The sequence below is a fragment of the Dietzia psychralcaliphila genome (genome assembly GCF_003096095.1).
In the GTDB taxonomy this organism is placed as follows: Bacteria; Actinomycetota; Actinomycetes; order Mycobacteriales; family Mycobacteriaceae; genus Dietzia; species Dietzia psychralcaliphila.
The window spans coordinates 2,984,779-3,001,859 of sequence record NZ_CP015453.1 but is presented as its reverse complement, the minus strand read 5'-3'; the positions used below and the strand labels follow the sequence as shown (position 1 = coordinate 3,001,859).

Annotated in this window: 17 protein-coding genes; 10 read left to right on the top strand and 7 right to left on the bottom strand. The window is 68.0% G+C overall.

What is annotated here, in order from left to right; all coding sequences use genetic code 11:
* Positions 1-6 precede the first annotated feature (6 nt).
* From A6048_RS13835 to A6048_RS13825, 3 genes are all read right to left on the bottom strand, one after another.
* The gene (locus tag A6048_RS13835) at positions 7-594 is read right to left on the bottom strand and encodes a hypothetical protein (protein WP_107745860.1); all 588 of its coding nucleotides are present in this window, start codon (positions 592-594) and stop codon (positions 7-9) included.
* A 233-nt stretch (positions 595-827) separates the two neighbouring features.
* A complete protein-coding gene (locus tag A6048_RS13830; protein ID WP_327495571.1) occupies positions 828-1,490 on the bottom strand; it encodes a CueP family metal-binding protein in 663 nt (220 codons plus the stop codon).
* A 2-nt stretch (positions 1,491-1,492) separates the two neighbouring features.
* Positions 1,493-2,158: a DUF305 domain-containing protein gene (locus A6048_RS13825; protein ID WP_107745862.1), complete on the bottom strand. Its 666-nt coding sequence runs from the start codon at positions 2,156-2,158 to the stop codon at positions 1,493-1,495.
* Between the two features lie 234 nt (positions 2,159-2,392).
* Between A6048_RS13825 and A6048_RS13820 the strand changes: the two genes are divergently transcribed.
* The 10 genes from A6048_RS13820 (at position 2,393) to A6048_RS13775 (ending at position 13,730) form a co-directional block, all read left to right on the top strand.
* Positions 2,393-3,115 (top strand): response regulator transcription factor, encoded by a 723-nt coding sequence (locus tag A6048_RS13820; protein WP_107746617.1) that lies wholly within the window; start codon positions 2,393-2,395, stop codon positions 3,113-3,115.
* 74 nt (positions 3,116-3,189) lie between these two features.
* A complete protein-coding gene (locus A6048_RS13815) occupies positions 3,190-4,293 on the top strand; it encodes a sensor histidine kinase (RefSeq protein WP_107746618.1) in 1,104 nt (367 codons plus the stop codon).
* A gap of 4 nt (positions 4,294-4,297) precedes the next feature.
* A complete protein-coding gene (locus tag A6048_RS13810; protein WP_107745864.1) occupies positions 4,298-6,352 on the top strand; it encodes a heavy metal translocating P-type ATPase in 2,055 nt (684 codons plus the stop codon).
* 223 nt (positions 6,353-6,575) lie between these two features.
* Positions 6,576-7,682: a DnaJ domain-containing protein gene (locus tag A6048_RS13805; RefSeq protein ID WP_107745866.1), complete on the top strand. Its 1,107-nt coding sequence runs from the start codon at positions 6,576-6,578 to the stop codon at positions 7,680-7,682.
* Positions 7,683-7,711: 29 nt separating this feature from the next.
* The gene (locus A6048_RS13800; protein WP_107745868.1) at positions 7,712-9,238 is read left to right on the top strand and encodes an Hsp70 family protein; all 1,527 of its coding nucleotides are present in this window, start codon (positions 7,712-7,714) and stop codon (positions 9,236-9,238) included.
* 11 nt (positions 9,239-9,249) lie between these two features.
* Positions 9,250-9,759, top strand: a complete 510-nt coding sequence (gene grpE, locus A6048_RS13795) for a nucleotide exchange factor GrpE (protein ID WP_107745870.1) — start codon at positions 9,250-9,252, stop codon at positions 9,757-9,759.
* Entirely contained in the window at positions 9,756-12,476 is a 2,721-nt protein-coding gene (locus tag A6048_RS13790; RefSeq protein WP_107745872.1) for an FtsK/SpoIIIE domain-containing protein, read from the top strand. The genes grpE and A6048_RS13790 overlap by 4 nt, the downstream gene beginning before the upstream one ends.
* Positions 12,477-12,565: 89 nt before the next feature.
* Positions 12,566-13,135, top strand: a complete 570-nt coding sequence (locus A6048_RS13785) for a hypothetical protein (RefSeq protein WP_159110167.1) — start codon at positions 12,566-12,568, stop codon at positions 13,133-13,135.
* A 59-nt stretch (positions 13,136-13,194) separates the two neighbouring features.
* A complete protein-coding gene (locus A6048_RS13780) occupies positions 13,195-13,455 on the top strand; it encodes a hypothetical protein (RefSeq protein ID WP_107745876.1) in 261 nt (86 codons plus the stop codon).
* Entirely contained in the window at positions 13,455-13,730 is a 276-nt protein-coding gene (locus tag A6048_RS13775; protein WP_107745878.1) for a hypothetical protein, read from the top strand. The genes A6048_RS13780 and A6048_RS13775 overlap by 1 nt, the downstream gene beginning before the upstream one ends.
* A 94-nt stretch (positions 13,731-13,824) precedes the next feature.
* Here the strand turns inward: A6048_RS13775 and A6048_RS13770 are convergent, their stop codons facing one another.
* The 4 genes from A6048_RS13770 to A6048_RS13755 all read right to left on the bottom strand — a co-directional run bounded on the left by A6048_RS13770 (position 13,825) and on the right by A6048_RS13755 (position 17,077).
* Entirely contained in the window at positions 13,825-14,229 is a 405-nt protein-coding gene (locus A6048_RS13770; protein ID WP_107745880.1) for a four-helix bundle copper-binding protein, read from the bottom strand.
* A gap of 59 nt (positions 14,230-14,288) precedes the next feature.
* Positions 14,289-15,509: an MBL fold metallo-hydrolase gene (locus A6048_RS13765; RefSeq protein ID WP_107745882.1), complete on the bottom strand. Its 1,221-nt coding sequence runs from the start codon at positions 15,507-15,509 to the stop codon at positions 14,289-14,291.
* 162 nt (positions 15,510-15,671) lie between these two features.
* The gene (locus tag A6048_RS13760; protein WP_107745884.1) at positions 15,672-16,445 is read right to left on the bottom strand and encodes a maleylpyruvate isomerase family mycothiol-dependent enzyme; all 774 of its coding nucleotides are present in this window, start codon (positions 16,443-16,445) and stop codon (positions 15,672-15,674) included.
* Positions 16,442-17,077: a TetR/AcrR family transcriptional regulator gene (locus A6048_RS13755; RefSeq protein ID WP_159110372.1), complete on the bottom strand. Its 636-nt coding sequence runs from the start codon at positions 17,075-17,077 to the stop codon at positions 16,442-16,444. Before A6048_RS13755 ends, A6048_RS13760 begins: the two co-directional genes overlap by 4 nt.
* Positions 17,078-17,081: the final 4 nt, after the last annotated feature.

The following is a 17,081-nucleotide window of genomic DNA, read 5'->3' as shown; positions in this document are numbered from 1 at the left end:
CGGCCGCTAGGAATTGGCGATCGCGAGCACCGCCCACACCGGGAGCCACAGGCCGAAGGTGAGGATGGTCAGGATCAGGTGCAGCACGTGGTTGACGCGCCTGCCGCCGCCGTTGGCGACGAACACGGTCTGCTGCATCGGGTACGGCTGCGGCATGAAGGGCTGCGGCATGAAGGGCTGCGGCATGAAGGGCTGCGGCATGAAGGGCTGGGGCGGGTACTGCTGGGGCATGACGTGCTGCGGCATGAGGTGCTGCGGCAGGTACGGCCGGTACGGGCCGGGAACGAAGGGGTCGTTGTCGAACGCGGGTGGCGCTCCCAGATGCCGGGGGGCGAAGTCCTGGTCAGGGCGGTACGGCGCGGCGGGTGAGTTGCCGTAGGGCAGACCGCCCTCGTGCGCCAGGGGTTCGGCGGGCCCGGCGGCCGGGCGGGTCGGGAACTGCTCCGTCGGGAACCGTTCCGTCGGGAACCGTTCCGTCGGGAACTGCTCAGGGGGGAACCTCTGGATGGGGGCGAACTGGTCCGTGGGCGCCGGAAGGCGGTCCCGACCGGCGTCCGAGGACTCGTCGGGCCGGTAGGGGAACTGCTCGTTCATGGCGTCTCATTTCACGGTGCGGGAGAGGCGACTCGACTGACGTCGGGGTCACCCTAGCCGCGGCCGCGCGCCGCTCACCCGGGGCGGAACGGAAATCCGGGAGAAGATCGGGGGACCCCTGCAGCGCGCCCGGCCGGGTCGTCAGGGTCTACCCCTACGAGCCACCGCTCTCCCGGCGTCTGTTGGGTACGTCACCTCGGCGAGTCGGGTCAATTGGCGCGGGCCTGAGCAGGTCAGTCGTCAGATAGGTCGACGCGATCGGCCGCCGCCCACGCCACCTGCATCGTGGTCAGGCAGGTCAGGTCGTCGTCGCCGGTGGAGACGGGCGAGGTCGTCGAGTCGCCCTCGTGCGCGATCGTCAGGGTGCCGGTGAGGTCGCGCGGGAGCCACAGGCCCACGAAGCCGTTGTCGTAGGTCGTGCGGGTCTCGTCGAGCACGGTCTGCCCGGTCGCCCCGTCCGTCACGGTCACCTGCACGGTCTCGCCGCCGAGCTCCCCGAGGCACGTGGTGAGGCTGTGGAAGAAGCAGTCGTGCGTGAAGGTCCGGTACGGGGCCACGGAGAGGTAGAACTCGTCGGCCGGCATCGGCAGCGCCGCCTCCTCGAGGTCGCCGGTGGGGTCGCTCAGGACCAGCTGGTCCGGTTCGACGGAAGCCCACAGGTCGTCGGGCCGCTCGGCCACGGGCATGGTGTCGAGCCGCTCGATCACCTGCCGGGCGTCCAACCCCTCGAGGCCGTGTCGCTCGACGAGGGTGGCCGCGGCCCGGTCGGAGGTGGAGTCCGGTTCCGGCCCGGCCGAGGTGCAGGCGGTCAGCCCCAACGATCCCGCGACCACGGCCGCGAGCAGGGCGCGACGGCGCGCGGACGGGCGGGGAACAGTCGTCAGAGCACTCGTCACGGTCACAGGCCGGCGAGCATCTCGCGCATCTGATCGATCTCCCGCTGCTGGGTGTCGATGATGGTCTGGGCCAGCTCGACCGCCTCCGGGTGGGTGCCGCCGGACACCTGGTCCTCGGCCATGTCGATCGCGCCCTCGTGGTGGACGATCATCTGCTCCAGGAACAACCGCGCGGCGTCGGTGCCCTCGGCGTCGGCCAGCTCCTGCATCTCCTCCGGCGAGAGCATCCCGTCCATCATGCGCATCTCGCCGGCGTCACCCATGTGGTCACCCATGTGATCGCCCATGTGGTCGCCATGATCGCCGCGGCCCATGCCGGGCTCGCCCCACTCCCCGAGCCACTCGTCGAGCTGCTCGATCTCCGGGCCCTGCGCGGCCTTGATCTCCTCGGCCAGCTCGCGGACGTCGTCGGGGACGCCCTCCTTGGCCAGGATGATGTCGCTCATCTCGATGGCCTGCTCGTGGTGCGGGATCATCATCCGCGCGAACCGCACGTCGGCGGCGGAGTGCTCGGACGCGTCGCCCTCCTCGGTGGTCGCGGGAGCGCCGTCCTCGGCGGTGGTGGTCGTGGCCGGCGTCGTGGCCGTCGTGTCGTCGCCGTCGTCGGCACAGGCGGAGAGCGTGAGGACGGCCACGGCTGCGGCGGCGAGGAAGATCCTGCTGGTCATCGTCGAGGTCCTTTCGAACGGAGCGGCCGGGCGCCCGGACTGCTGGGAACCATCCTGCCCGTCGGGTCCGGCGCTCCGGATGGAGGTCGTGTGAAGGTTTGGTCAAGGCCGTCGCGGGGGCGGCGGAACCGCAGGAGGGGCGCGATGATGGGACCCATGACCCCCAGCCCTGGCGACCACGGACAGGCCGGTGCACCCGATCCCGTGCCGCGCCCGCCCACGGGGTTGCGGGCGATGGTCGTCGACGACGAGCAGTCCCTCGCGGACCTGGTCGCCTCGTATCTCCGTCGCGACGGATTCGAGGTCACCGTCACCGGCGACGGTGCCGAGGCGGTCACGTTGGCGCGGTCGGTGGACCCGGACGTGATCGTCCTGGACCTGGGGTTGCCGGGGCTGGACGGGGTCGAGGTGTGCCGGCGGATCAGGGCGCACTCCGACGCGTACGTCGTGATGCTCACCGCCCGGACCGACGAGGTCGACACACTGATCGGGCTGTCCGTCGGCGCGGACGACTACATGACCAAGCCGTTCAGCCCCCGCGAGGTCATGGCCAGGATCCAGGCGATGTTGCGCAGACCGCGGGGTCCCGTGATCGGGTACGACGACGAGGTGGTCGCCGCCGGGCCCGCGGGCAGCAGCGCGGTGGAGGCGCGTCCGCGCAGGATCGGGGGTCTGATCATCGACGTCGCCGGGCGCGAGGTGAGCGTCGACGGGGATGCGGTCGCACTGACCCGCACCGAGTTCGACGTGCTCGCCGCCCTGTCCCGGGACCCGGGAGTCGTGTTCACCCGCTCCCGGTTGATCGAGACGGTGTGGGGCCCGAACTGGGTCGGCGACGACCACCTGGTGGATGTCCACATCGCGCACCTGCGCCGCAAGCTCGGCGACGAGGCCACGCGCGGTCGCTACGTCCGCACCGTCCGCGGCGTGGGGTACCGGATGGGGGCCGGACGGTGAGTGGAGGCGCCGGGGCCGAGCTGCGGCGCAGCCGGCTCGCCGGGGCGAGTTTCGGAACGCGTCTCCTGGTGGTCATGGCCGGGGTGGTGGTGGGCTGCGCGGGCAGCGCGTGGCTCGTCGCGTCGGCGCTGGCACCGGAGATCTTCCACGACCATCTGGGGCAGGCCGGGATCGACCACGACTCCGCGGAGGCCGCCCACGTCGAGGAGGCGTTCACGGACTCGATAGTCCTGGCCTGGGGGTTGGCGGTGGGCGTCGCGGTGCTCCTGGCGCTGCTGGCGAGCTGGTACCTCACCCGCAGGGTCCAGCGTTCCGTCGCCGTCGTGACCACCTCGACCGTCGAGATCGCCGGCGGGCGCTACGACACCCGGATCGCGAGCCCCGAGCTGGGCCGCGAGTTCGACGACCTGGCGACGAGCGTCAACGAACTCGCCCGGCGGCTCGACGCCACCGACACCTCGCGGCGCCGGATGCTCGCCGACCTCGGTCACGAGATGCGCACCCCGCTGGCCACGATCGATTCCTACCTCGAAGCCATCGACGACGGCGTCCGCGACTTCGACGACGACACCAGGGAGGTGCTGTGGACGGCCACCCGGCGGCTCGAGCGCCTGGCGTCGGACATCGTGGCCGTCTCCAACGCCGAGGAGCATCTGACCCGCCTCCATCCCGTCCCCACCACCGTCGCGGTGCTGGTGGGGACCGCGATAGAGGCCGCCCGGGAGCGGTTCGCCGACAAGGGGGTCGAGCTCTCGGCACGCGATGTCGCCACCGCCGAGGTCACCGTGGACGTCGACCGCATGGGGCAGGTGCTGGGGAACCTGCTGGACAACGCGCTGCGGCACACCCCTGCCGGTGGCGCCGTCACGGTCAGCACCAGCACCAGCACCAGCGTCGGTCCGAGCACCGGAAGCACAGGCCCAGTGGGGGAGGGCCGGGTGTCCGTCACGGTCTCCGACACCGGCGAAGGGGTGGCCGCGCACCACCTGGATCACCTCTTCGACCGCTTCTACCGCGTGGACACCGCCCGAGGCCGACACGGCGGGGGCAGCGGCATCGGGCTGGCGATCACCCGGGCACTCGTGGAGGCCCACGGCGGACGCGTCAGCGCGGCCAGCGACGGCCCCGGGCACGGTGCACGCTTCACCATCACGATCCCCACGACGACAGGCGGCTGAGCCCATGCACGCCCAGGAGCCGGATGCAGGCCACGCCGACCACGCCGATCACCCGAAGGGTGGCCATCACGACCACTCTGATCACGTCCGGCAGTACGGGCGCCTCTTCTGGATCATGCTGGCCCTCGGCATCCCCACCGTCGCGTTCTCGCCGATGTTCGCCATGCTTCTCGGTTACGAGGTCCCCGGCTGGGGCCTGTGGGTGGCGCCGGCCCTGGGCACGGTCATGTACCTCTGGGGCGGGCGCCCGTTCCTTGGAGGCGGCTGGGACGAGCTCCGCTCCCGCCAACCGGGGATGATGCTGCTGATCAGTCTGGGTATCACCGTCGCCTTCCTGGCCTCCTGGGGCTCGACGCTCGGGCTGCTGGGCCACGAGCTGGAGTTCTGGTGGGAGCTGGCGTTACTGGTGGTGATCATGCTGCTGGGCCACTGGGTGGAGATGCGCTCGCTCGCCCAGACCGGGTCCGCGCTGGACTCCCTGGCCTCGCTCCTGCCCGACCAGGCCGAGCGGGTGGTCGACGGAGGTGTGGAGACCGTGGAGCCGGGGGAGTTGCTCGTCGACGACGAGGTGATCGTCCGCCCGGGCGGCAACATCCCCGCCGACGGCGTGATCACCCAGGGCTCGGCGAGCATGGACGAGTCCATGATCACCGGCGAGTCCAGCACCGTCCGCAGGGGCGAGGGCGATCAGGTGGTGGCCGGGACCGTGGCCACGGACTCGGGCGTGCGCATCCGCGTGACGGCCGTTGGCGATGACACCACGCTGGCGGGCATCCGCCGACTGGTCGCCGAGGCCCAGAACTCCTCCTCGCGCGCCCAGCGAATCGCCGACCGCACCGCCGGATGGCTGTTCTGGTACGCGCTGGGGGTCGCCGCCGTGACCGCGGTGTCGTGGCAGCTCCTCGGGAACTCGGAGCAGGCGGTGGCCCGGGCGGTCACGGTACTGGTGATCGCCTGCCCGCACGCGCTGGGGCTGGCGATCCCGTTGGTGGTGTCCATCGCCACCGAGCGCGCGGCCCGCGGCGGCGTGCTGATCACCGACCGGCTGGCTCTGGAGGGCATGCGCACCGTCGACGTGGTGCTGTTCGACAAGACCGGCACCCTGACCAAGGGGGCGCCCGCGGTCACGGGCGTGGAGGCTGTGCCGGGGTGGACACACGACGAGGTGGTGCGCCTGGCCGCGGCCGCCGAGTCCGACTCCGAACACCCGCTCGCACGCGCGATCGTGGCCTCAGCGGGGGACCTGGAGCTCGAGGTGCCGGACGCCGCGGACTTCGCCTCCTCACCGGCGGTGGGAGTCGAGGCCCGGGTCGACGGACGCCTGGTCCAGGTGGGCGGGCCGTACCTGCTCGAGCAGGAGGGTCTGACCGAACTCGGTGGGGGTGACGAGAGCACGGTGGAGGCCTGGCGCGCGGAGGGAGCGACCATCCTGCACGTGCTGGTCGACAGGTCCGTGGTGGGTGCGTTGAAGCTGGTCGACGCTGTGCGGCCCGAGTCGGCGATCGCCGTCGCGGGGCTACACGAACGTGGTGTGCAGGTGCAGATGATCACCGGTGACGCCGAGGCCGTGGCCGCGTCGGTGGCCGCGGAGTTGGGCATCGACAGGTTCTTCGCCGGAGTGAGGCCTGAGGACAAGGCGTCGACCGTCCGGCAGTTGCAGGAGGAGGGGCGCCGCGTGGCGATGGTCGGTGACGGTGTCAACGACGCCCCCGCGCTGGCGCAGGCCGACGTGGGCATCGCGATCGGCGCCGGCACCGATGTAGCGATCGCCTCCGCCGGGGTGGTGCTGGCGTCCGACGATCCCCGCTCGGTGGTCTCGGTGGCCGCGCTCTCCGATGCCACCTACCGGAAGATGGTGCAGAACCTGTGGTGGGCCGGCGGATACAACCTCGTCTCAGTGCCTCTGGCCGCCGGTGTGCTCGCGCCCGTGGGGATCATCATGCCGATGTCGGTCGGGGCGATCCTCATGTCGCTGTCCACCGTGGTGGTGGCGGTCAACGCACAGCTGCTGCGCCGGCTGGACCTGGCGCCCGAGGCTTCGGCGAGCAACGCCGGTTGACCCGTTCGTTCATTTCTACTTACTTCGATTCCCGTCTCATAAGTGGGTACGGAGTGATGGCAACCCGGCCCCGAGTCAATTCTTATCAGCACTGCTGAGAGCAGAAATCCGGCATTTTCCCGGGCAGTGGACAAGCACGATGTCATACGTTCAGGGGACAGATGGGAGTCCGTGGGTTCTGTAACTTCTCTCAGGAGAACCCGAGTGGAAGAGAGAACCGCACATGGCTGTCAAGGTCGACTACTACGCGCTGCTCGACATCCCTCGCGACGCAGACGAGGACCAGATCACCGCCGCGTACAAGGGCAAGAGTCGCGAATGGCGCAAGGTCACCAATTCACCCGACCTCAGCCGTCGCCAGGAGGCGGAGACATGGATGGCCCGGCTCAAGGAGGCCCATCAAATTCTCAAAGATCCCGCCCAAAGGCAGGCGTACGACAGGGAACTCACCACACAGGGCGTGCAGCAGGAGGATTCATCCCCCAGAGGCGATGGCGCGATCGACTGGGTGGAAGAAGCGCGCGGCGCACTGAGTCGCGGGGACTACCATTCGGCCGCCTACGCCGCGAGGGAGGCCACCCACACCATCGGAAACAGCGCCGATTCCTGGATGTTGCGGGCTCGCGCCAGCTCCGGCCTGGGGCAGGACCGGGATGCACTGTACGAGGCCCGTCAGGCCACCCAGATCGCGGCAAACGACCCTGAGGCCTACTTCCAACTGGGCATGGTCCAGGAGAAACTGCGGGACTTCGGAGATGCACTCACGTCTTACGAGACCTGCATGCGTCTCGATCAGTCTGCTCCTCAGTACCTGGTCGCGGTGGCCAACATCATGTCCAACAACGGGCAGCTAGCACACGCGCTCTCGTTGATGAAGTCGAGTCTGGAACGATTTGCTGGCAACCAGCTCGTAGGCGACTACTACGCCCTCCTACTCGTCCAACAGGCAGAGGCTATCCCCAGCGTCAACAGCCGGGGCAGGTACATGATCACCAACGAGGCGGAGATCCAGACTATGCGTCCGCTGATCGCGGAGGCTCGCCACTACAACTCCGACCAGGAGACGACCAAGCATCTCGACGGAATCGACGTGTTCCTCAATCGTGCGGAGGAAAGGACTTTCTCGGTGCCGGCGGACGGGTTGCTCGGCCAGGCGGCCATCCTGTTCTCCCCGCTGATAATCCTCATCGTCGCGGGCATGATCGGCATCCTGTGGCTCGGATTCCTGGTGGCGATCGCCGCCGGGTTCGTGGTCTACAAGGTCTCCTGGGTTCCCCGGTACAAGTCCAACGACAGGGACACGCTGGCCAAGGCCGCGATCAGTTACTGACTAGGTACCGGACGGAGCGGGGAGAGCACATGGGGCGGGCAATAGGGATCGATCTGGGTACCACAAACTCGGCGGTCGCAATCATGGGGCGCAGTGGGAAGCCGGAGATCGTCCGGAACACGGCCGGTGAGGATGTCACCCCGTCGGTCGTGTACTTCGACGGCGATGACGTCACCGTCGGATCGGCGGCACTGAACCTCCTGGTTCACGAACCAGACAACGTGGTGACCCACGTGAAACGTCAGATCGGCAATAGTTCTTTCCTGGTCTTGCCGGAGAGCAACGACAACGAATACCGGGCCGAGGACGTGTCCGCACTGATCCTCGCGAGTCTGGTGGCCGGCGCCGAGGAAATCCTCGGCGAGGAGATCACCGACGTGGTGGTGACCGTCCCCGCCTACTTTTCGGACCTACACCGAAGCGCAACGCGCCAAGCCGCCGAGCTCGCTGGCCTCAACGTGTTGAGATTGATCAACGAACCGACCGCCGCCGCGCTGAGCTACGGGCTGGAACACGACTTCACCGGGACGCTGCTCGTCTACGACCTCGGAGGCGGCACGTTCGATGTCACGATCCTGGACTGCCGCAATGGGAACTTTGATGTGCGGGCCTCCACCGGGGATCGCAACCTCGGCGGGTTCGACTTCAACAACGAACTGTTCGCGGTGGTGGACGCAAAGTTTGAGGCAGAGACCGGGAGCCGTATCCCCGAGGATGTGATCGAGCACGTCATGCAGGGAGTGGAGAACGCCAAGCGGACGCTTTCCACATCGGGGAAGGCTTCGGTGCACGTCTCTGCGGGGGCTAAGACCGCCCGCTTGAGCGTGACCATCGAGGAGTTCGAACAGGGAGCGGCTGATCTGCTCACCCGGACCGAGTTTCTGGTCGAGGAAGCCCTCGAGGCTGCCGGTGTGACCTATGAGCAGCTGGACAAGGTGATCCTCGTCGGCGGGTCCACGCGGATGCCCATGGTGGGGCGGCTGGTCGAGAGGATCTCGGGCCAGAAACCGGATCGGACCGTTCACCCCGATCAAGCTGTGGCACTCGGAGCGGCGATCATCGCTGAACAGGCACAGGCAGACCTCGGCGGGTCGGTGCCTGCGCTCCCACAAGGCAAGAGCATCGAACTGTCCGACGTGATCTCGCAAGGGATCGGGGTTCTGGCCCTGGATCAGACGCAGCGGATGTCCCTGAGTCTGGTCATGCCGCCGCAAACTACTATCCCGTCCCAGGTGTCAGCTGATTCTTATGCGACTGCCGTCGACAACCAACAGGTGGTCAACCTTCAGATCGCGGTGGGTGACGACGACGGGGCGGCCGCGGACACCGTCGATCTCCTCGGCGAAGCAATTCTCAAGCTCGCCCCCAACCGGCCCGCAGGTAGCCCCTTGCGAGTGGTCTTTTCCGCGGACATCGACGGGATCATTCACGTCCAGCTGGTCGACCTCACTGACGGGACCCACCTGGGCGAAATGGAGGTCCGTCGGCCCGAGTCGATGACGCCCGATCAGCTCGAACAGTCACGCGAGATCATCGCCGCAGCCCGGTTCACCTAGGAGGACCTGTCATGTGCCCCCATTCGGATGCCGCCGAGCAGGAACGGTTCCGGGAGCTGGACCCCTCTGACCGGATCCTCGGCCGTTTGGACGAACTTGAAGCGCTGTTCCGTCGCCGGCTGTTGGACGACCGCGCGAAGATCGAGTTCGTCGCTGAACTCAAGGAGCGGTCGGAACTGGATGACCGGGTAATACAGTCCCGGCTCTTGCGCCCTCTGGCCAATCGGCTGGTTGGGATAGTCGACCGAATCTACAGTTGGGACGGCGAGCCCGACCCCCTCGCGATGTCAGCGGGCGAGGAGATCATGGACGTCCTCGAGGAGTTCGGGGTAGAGACCATCGACATCTCGGGACGTGTCGATCCGACGGTCCACAGGGTGGTCAAGCAACTGCCCTCTGACTCCCCGCGAGGGACCATCCTGAGTGTCCAGCGCAATGGCATCACTCTCGATGGACGAGTGATTCGGGTGGCTGACGTGGTGGTGTCCGTCGGCGATCGCGATGTGGAGGGTGGAGAGTGACGACCGGCGGCGACGACGGCTCCACAGCTTCCGTCTCGCGGGCCAAGCACCAGACCCTCTCTGGCCTCAGCGCACTCGCCGGTCAGGCCGCCATCGTCGAGGCCGCGCTCGACCAACGCGTTGAGAGTCTGCGCGGGTCAATTCGGGACAGGGCGGAGGTCGCCGACCGCACCCTGCAGATGTACGCCGGGCAGCAGCGCACCGCGCTGGAGGAGCAACTGCGTATCGAGACACTCCGGTCGCGGGCTCTGCTACACAGCGCGATATCCGACGCGGCTCCAGGGCTGGCCGCGGCAAACTGGGGAAGCTCATCGTGGGGAACCCCGCCGGTCGGTGACGCGATGGCGGCTGCGCTTCGCATCGGAAGCCACAGCGATACCGGGGCTGCGGCACTCCTGCCGGTCTCGGCTGTGCCGGGGTGGCGGATCACCGGCGAGGACGCCCGGGAGTTCATCGCCGAGATCGTGGTCAGGGCTGCGCTCGCCTTTCCGCCGGAGGGATTCGAGCTCACCGTCTTCGATCCGAGGGTGCGCGGTGTGGTTGGGTTCACCTCGCTACTCCGAAAGGACTTCCCGGAACACTTCCGGCCGGCGATCCATCACGAGGAAGCGCTCGTCACCCATCTGAACCACTTGTTGGCCAGGCTCTCCGAGGTGGCGGAGAAGATGAGCCTGTCAGGCGTCACGTCATTCTCCGAACTGGCCTCGGGGGAGCGCGGGCCACACCACTTCGTCGTGGTCCTGGACGCGCCAGCGGGCCTGAGCGGCCAAGGAGCCGATGCCCTGGAGAGGCTGATCAGCGGGTGCGCGGGACGCGGCGTGACCGTGCTCGTCGAGACCCCGGGGAGGCCTACCGGGCCCGTCCCTCTCGAAGGTGACGAGGAGTTCGACCCGGATGGGCGTATGGTCTGCCTCGACGTGTCCGCCACCAGCATCCAGACCTCGGTCCGTGAGCTGGGGCCGGTACGTCGGGACCGCGCTCTCACGACGTCACAACGCAACAACGCGATGGTGGCGTGGTTGGAGGCGATCTCGGCGCAGGCCGACCGGTCGATGACCCTCAGCTCGCTCCTCGGCGACCGGCCCGTCCAGTGGAGCGACAGGGGTGTGGACAGACTTACCGCGAGAATCGGTCGCGCCGGCGGGTCCACGCTGGAGCTGATGCTGAGCGGTGCGAATCCGGCGACGCCCAACGTGCTCATCGGTGGTGCGACGGGCTCGGGAAAGTCAAATCTCTTGCTGGCGCTGATCTACAGCCTCGCGCACCGTCATTCGCCGCGAGACCTCCAGATGTATCTACTCGACTTCAAGGAAGGGATCGAATTCGCACAGCTCGCGCCCGAGGACGGGGACGACTGGCTACCCCATGTGGCGGTCCTCGGTCTGGAGAGCGACCGTTCCTACGGGATCGCCGTCCTGCAGCATCTTGTCGAAGAGTTCGACCGTCGCGCCGCTGAGTTCAAGGCCGTGCGGGCGACCTCGGTCTCGTCCTACCGGGAACTGTCCGGCCAGGACATGCCTCGCCTTGTGGTGGTCGCAGACGAGTTTCAGGTCCTGTTCGAACCCGATGACGCACAGGCACAACGCGCGGTCGAACTCCTTGAGAAGCTCGCTCGCAAGGGACGGGCCTACGGCATCCATCTGGTGTTGGCCTCTCAGACACTGTCCGGAATCCAGGCGTTGGGCACGAAGCGCGAATCGATCTTCGCCCAGTTCCACCATCGGATCTCGCTCAAGAACACGATCGCCGAGTCGGAGTCGATCCTCGGCTACGGCAACCTCGCCGCCGCGGACCTCACGGGTAGGGGCCGGGTGATCGTCAACTCCGAGCTCGGGCGTCCTGACGCCAACATCACTGGCACGGTTGTCTGGGCCGAACCCACACATCTGAACGAACTTCGTGGACGGCTGTGGCGGCGGCACCGTGAGGAGGTCGGAACGTCGCGACGGCCCGATAGTTTCACCAGCAGCTCCTTCAGTACGTGGTCTGGCACGCATGCGGAGTCGGTCGCGGCGGTCGGCGTTCCGGTGGGGGTGGCGCCCACGGTCGAGGGCTTCAGCATGGAACACGGCAATCCGGGGTGCATCGGGGTGATCGGAGCCGACGACCAAGTCGTGAACGCGGTGACTGCGTCTCTGGCGGTGTCGATCCTCGGCAGTGCCCGGGCAGAGGGGGCGCGCGTCAGCTTCGTCGACACCTCCGACCGCGCGGTAGGCGGCGGCTTACGGGACCTGGTGTCGGACATCGATGGTCCCACGGATTCCGTCGAGGTCTCATGCGTCGGGGCGGACCGGGCCGGGGAGTTCCTCCTGTCTCTGACGAACTCGCACGAGGAACGAACTTCGAGGATCGATCACGTGGTGATCGTGGACGACATCGCAGTGATCGACGGTTTTGGGGAGAACGGACCCTTCGATCACGATGGGTTCTGCTCTGAGTTCCGGCTACTGCTGACGCGAGCCGCCTCCCGCGGGGTGCTGATGGTCGTGCGGTTTCGGTCTGTCGCGGCATTCACCTCGCTCGGATTGTTCGGCTTCAGCTCGGACATATCCCGGTTGGTCCTGACCACCGGGCAGAACGACGCCACCCGCATTGACCCCACGATCCGGGTCGACGACGCCTGGCCGCGGGCCACGCTCGTGGACACCGAACGCGGGCAGTGGCGCAGCGTCGTGCCGTTCGACCCCGGGACGTTGACCGGCGGGGGTGTCAGGTGAGTGAGGACCTGTGGCGCCAGTATGTAGACGCGCTATCCGGCTCGGCGGCTTTGGAAAGTATGCAGGCGGAACAGCGACAGACTCTGGAGGTGTCGTTGAACGAGACCCGCGAGGACGTTGAAGCCCAGCACCGAGAAGCGGTGACGAGGGTCGAAAAACTCGCCTCCGAAATCGACACGGAGAGCAAGCGGATACGCGTGCTGCTCGCGTCCGCTGGCGTTCCAGTGTTAGTCGGAGGGGCGCCCGAAGACTCCGACACGAGCACCGTCGACGCCGAGGGGCCGGACGAACTACTGGACCGCCTGCGTGGGCTCGCTCATGAGATCGGGCGCCAGTCCGCCACACTCGAGGGCATTCTCCGCGCCGAGCGACGGGCCGGGACCCGGGCGGAGGAGGAAGTCGCGCGGCGGGTCGCCCTCGCCGAGCGTGCCCGCGAACGGCAAGCGGCCATGGATCAAGCCCGGCGGGAGGCTACTCGCAGTCGCCAGTCGGCCACCGAACAGCCGCCGCTCGAATCGACGACACCTGTGCCGGACGAACCGGCGCCCCATCCCGCGACTCAGCCTGCGGTGTCCGGGGGCTGGAGGACCTCTCCGGTGATCTGGGGAATCCTGGTGGCCATCGCGATGGCCGTGTTACTCGCGCTGGTCCTGCTCTGAGCGCGCATACGACCGAACCAAGAATACGAAATTGCCCGAAATAGCGAAGGGATCGGACGATGAGTGACGTCCAGAACGAACGGCAAGCGGTGTTGCGGGCAGCCGCCCTCCTTAAACAACTGATGCAGGTGGTGAGCAGCCAACAGCGATCACTGAACGAACTCTCGGGCCAGATCGCGCGGGTGACAGGCTCCACCTCCACCTCCGCCGATCAGCGCATGACTCAGCAGCTGGCTGCAGCCAACAGCATGGCCCAGGGCATCGCGCAGCGGATCCGGCAGGCTTCCGATGCTGCGGGCGACATCGCGAGGAGGCTGTGATGTCCTCCGTTCACGAGAAGCTGATCGCCGACGTCCAGAACCTCTCGCGTCAGTGTGATGCCACTGATCGGCAGATCGCCGGACTCCAGTCTCAGCTCGGATCCAGCGTCCGGCAACTCCACACTCTGCTCGGCACAGGTGGCGGGGGAGCGATCGGCCAGTTGATGACCAGCTTGAGCCAGGCGCAGGTCGATATCGGCAGGATGTCCGAGAACGTCCGCAGGACTAAGCAGGCAGCCGACGACTACGCGGGCCACCTGCGCGGCCTTATGTGACACCCACCCGAAAGCTGGCGCGAGGCCTCCGGGCCCCGGGGCTGACGACCTCGTCGTCGTCCTTCGGTCCGCTCTCGTCACCGGATCCCGCGCGTCACCCGATCGCGCTGAGCAGCTCCGCGCAGGCCTTCTCGCATCGGCGGCAGGCCTCGGCGCAGATCGCGCAGTGGGCGTGCATGTCGGCGTGGTCTCCGCAGTCGTCGGCGCAGGTCGCGCACGCGGCGCGGCACGCGGTGAGCAACGCCTTGACCGCCCCGGAAACGGTCCCGGTGCGGCGGCTCAACACCGATGCGGTGGCGGCGCAGACGTCCGCGCAGTCGAGATCGGTGCGGATGCAGTCGCGCATCTCCGCCACCGATTCTTCGGCCAGGCACGCGTCCGCGCAGGCGGTGCAGATGGTGGCGCACGCCGCCGCGGCATCGATTGCCTCCGCCAGCAACTCAACGGGCAGACCGCCGGTCGGGTGGGGATGGGATGTGATCATATCGATGGTGCTCATGGTTCCTCCTGAGACTTGTTCTTGTGGCTCGGGATAGTCGGGGCGCGCGCGCCGCGCGGTCAGCGGGTGGCCAGGACGATCCGCTGCAGGTCGTGGCCCACGATCACGTCCCCGCTGTAGCCGTCCTGGGCCCAGTCGTGCCACTGGCGCACGTCGACGACGCCGGAGTAGTCGCCGAGGTGCGTCAGGACCAGTCGCTTGGCGCCGGCGCGCTCGGCGACCTGCCCCACCACCTGGACCTCGACGTGCGACTCCAGGTTGTGTTCCACCAACGGCGGTGGCAGGTTCCCGCCGCGCACGTTGATCGCCTCGTGCACGAGCGTGTCGGTGCCGAGCGCCAACCGGTCCAGGTTCTCGCTGAGGCTGGTGTCCCCGGAGAACGTCACCGAGCCGTGCGCGGTGTCGAATCGGAAGGCGAACGCGGGGAAGACCGGCCCGTGCGGGACGAGGGTCGCCGTGACCCGGACGTTCTCGTCCTCCATGACGAGGAACGGCTCCATCGGTGGGGAGGTGTCTGTGTAGCTGGCGCCGACATCCGGGATCTCGATCTCGTGGACGTCGAACAGGGTCCGCGGGTCGGGCGGGCCGCCGGTGGGGCCGTTGTCGCGGAGGAAGATGTTGGACGTGTACGCGTAGGCCTCGTGCAGCCGCTGCGTCATCTCCGCGGTGCCCGGGGTCGGACTCTGCGGGGCGACCACCGGGAAGTCCGGGTAGTCGTAGTTGGGCGGTCGGAGTCCGCCCGCCGAGCCCGGGCCGTACACGCCGACCGGGCCGGCGAGCTTGTCACCCGCGGCGTTGGCGACCACCCCACCGATGAGCGCGAAGTTGTAGTAGTCCGCGATGTGGTCGGCGTGCAGGTGGGTGAGGAAGATGTCGCGGATCGCCGACAGTTCGAGCCCCGTGAGCCCGTACTGCGTGACCGAGGAGCGGCCGCAGTCGATCACGTAGGCGGCCCCGTTGACCACGAGGACCGACGCGATCCCCACCCTCGATTTCTCCACCATCGGGCCCGCGAGCGTGCCCAGCAACAGCAGTTCCAGGGGTTCGCGCTGCGCCGAGGGGATGCCGTCCGGCGGGGTTCCGCCGGATGACCCGAGGGAGCCGGAGCCCAGGGAACCAGTGAGGCTCTGCGCTCCGGCGGCCCCGGCCCCGAGGCCCACGAAGCCGGTCGCCGCGACCGCCCCGCCGAAGGCGGAGAGGACGGAGCGACGGCTGAGGCGGGCTGCGGGCAGCGGCGGGGGGCGGGGGTCTGACGGGGGACGGGGGTCTGACGGGGGCATGGCGACGGCCTTCTTCCGGGATCGGATCTGGGGCGGCGACGAGCCGGAGAAGTGCGCTTTACCAGCGCGTTGTGCCCAGAATGTAACCTACCTCACACTTCGTTGCGTAAAGGCGAATTCACGATCTCGGGTGCCGGGGGAGGGAGCGCCAGGTGATGCCGATCAGAAGGGGGCCTGGGTCCGGAGCAGCCCCTCTCCCGTGGCCCTGCCGCTGAGTACTCGGCAGAACTCGAATGCGTCCATGGTGAGGTTCTCGCCTGCGCCCGAGTGTCCGCCGTGCTGCCACCGCCCGCCCGCCGGGCCGGTGAGTTCCAGATCGTAGGCCTGCCCGTGCCGGCCGGCCCACTCGCTCACCACGTCGGCGACGATCACTCCTTCGTGCTCTGCGGTCGCCGTCATGGGTGCTCCCGTAGCGGCGGCGATGTCGATCCGGTGCATGAAGGGATCCCGGGTGAGGATCACGTCGAACAGGTAGCCCATGGACCACCACTCACCGTTGTCCTCCATGGCCTGCTTCCTCATCACGCCCGGTGCTCGCCGACGGTTCCTGGCCGCCTTGGGGGCCAGGCGGCGCACCTGCGCGATGAGCTCATCGGTCGACAGGCCGGCGTTCTTCTCCACCTGTAGAGCGGTCATGGCGTCGATCGGGATGCAGCCCTCACGCTTGGCGCGCTTGCCGGTCGCCACCTGCTGGCGGATCATCTCCGGCCAGCTGGCGAGCATCTGGACCATGCCGAGCATGTGCCCGGCCATCGCGCGCACGTCCCACTCGGTGCAGTCGGTCTGTGCTCCCCAGTCCTCGGGGCTCAGGCCCTCGAGCATGTCGGCGGCCCGGTCGTACTCGGTTGCGGCAAGGCGCTCGGCGACGGCCCTCTGCAGCTGCGGCAGGCGGGGATCGGTCTTCGAGCGGTGTTGCCCGGTTGTCGTGGTGGTCATGGCGGTGTGTCCTCCTGTGTGGTGGTGACCGGGACGCCGGTCGGTATGCCGACGTCGTGCAGGTACATGTCGACCGCGCGGTCGAACAGGCGGGCCCAGCGATCGCCGCCGGGATCATTGGCGAGTTGGGCATCCGCCATGCCGCCCACCAGTGCCACGTAGAGGTCGATGTCCTCCTGGTCGGTGATCCCGATCTCCGCGAGGCGCTGACGCAGCCCGTCAAGTACGAGGACCGCGGGCGCGTACGCCTCCGGGCTGGGTTCGAAACCGGGGATGGTGCGTTGGTTCATCAGTTGGAACCTGGCGAGGTCGCTCACGCAGAAGTCGAAGTACGCCCGTGCGTACATCCTGACCGTCCCCCGGGCATCCTCCGGGCGGGGCTCGTCCAGAGTCAGCATCCGCTCCAAACACTCGGTCCAGGCCTGGGCGAACATCGCGTCGTAGATGGCGTTCTTGGAGTCCACGTGGGAGTACAGCGACGGCGCCTTCATCCCCACCCGGGCCGCGACATCGCGAAGGGTGACCTGGGCCAGGCCCTGTTCACGAGCCACCTCCCACGCGGCATCGATGATCTCGAGCCTTGTCGCCTCACGTCGTTCGGCTGACCTATCGCGTTTCGGTGTGCCTAACATGGTT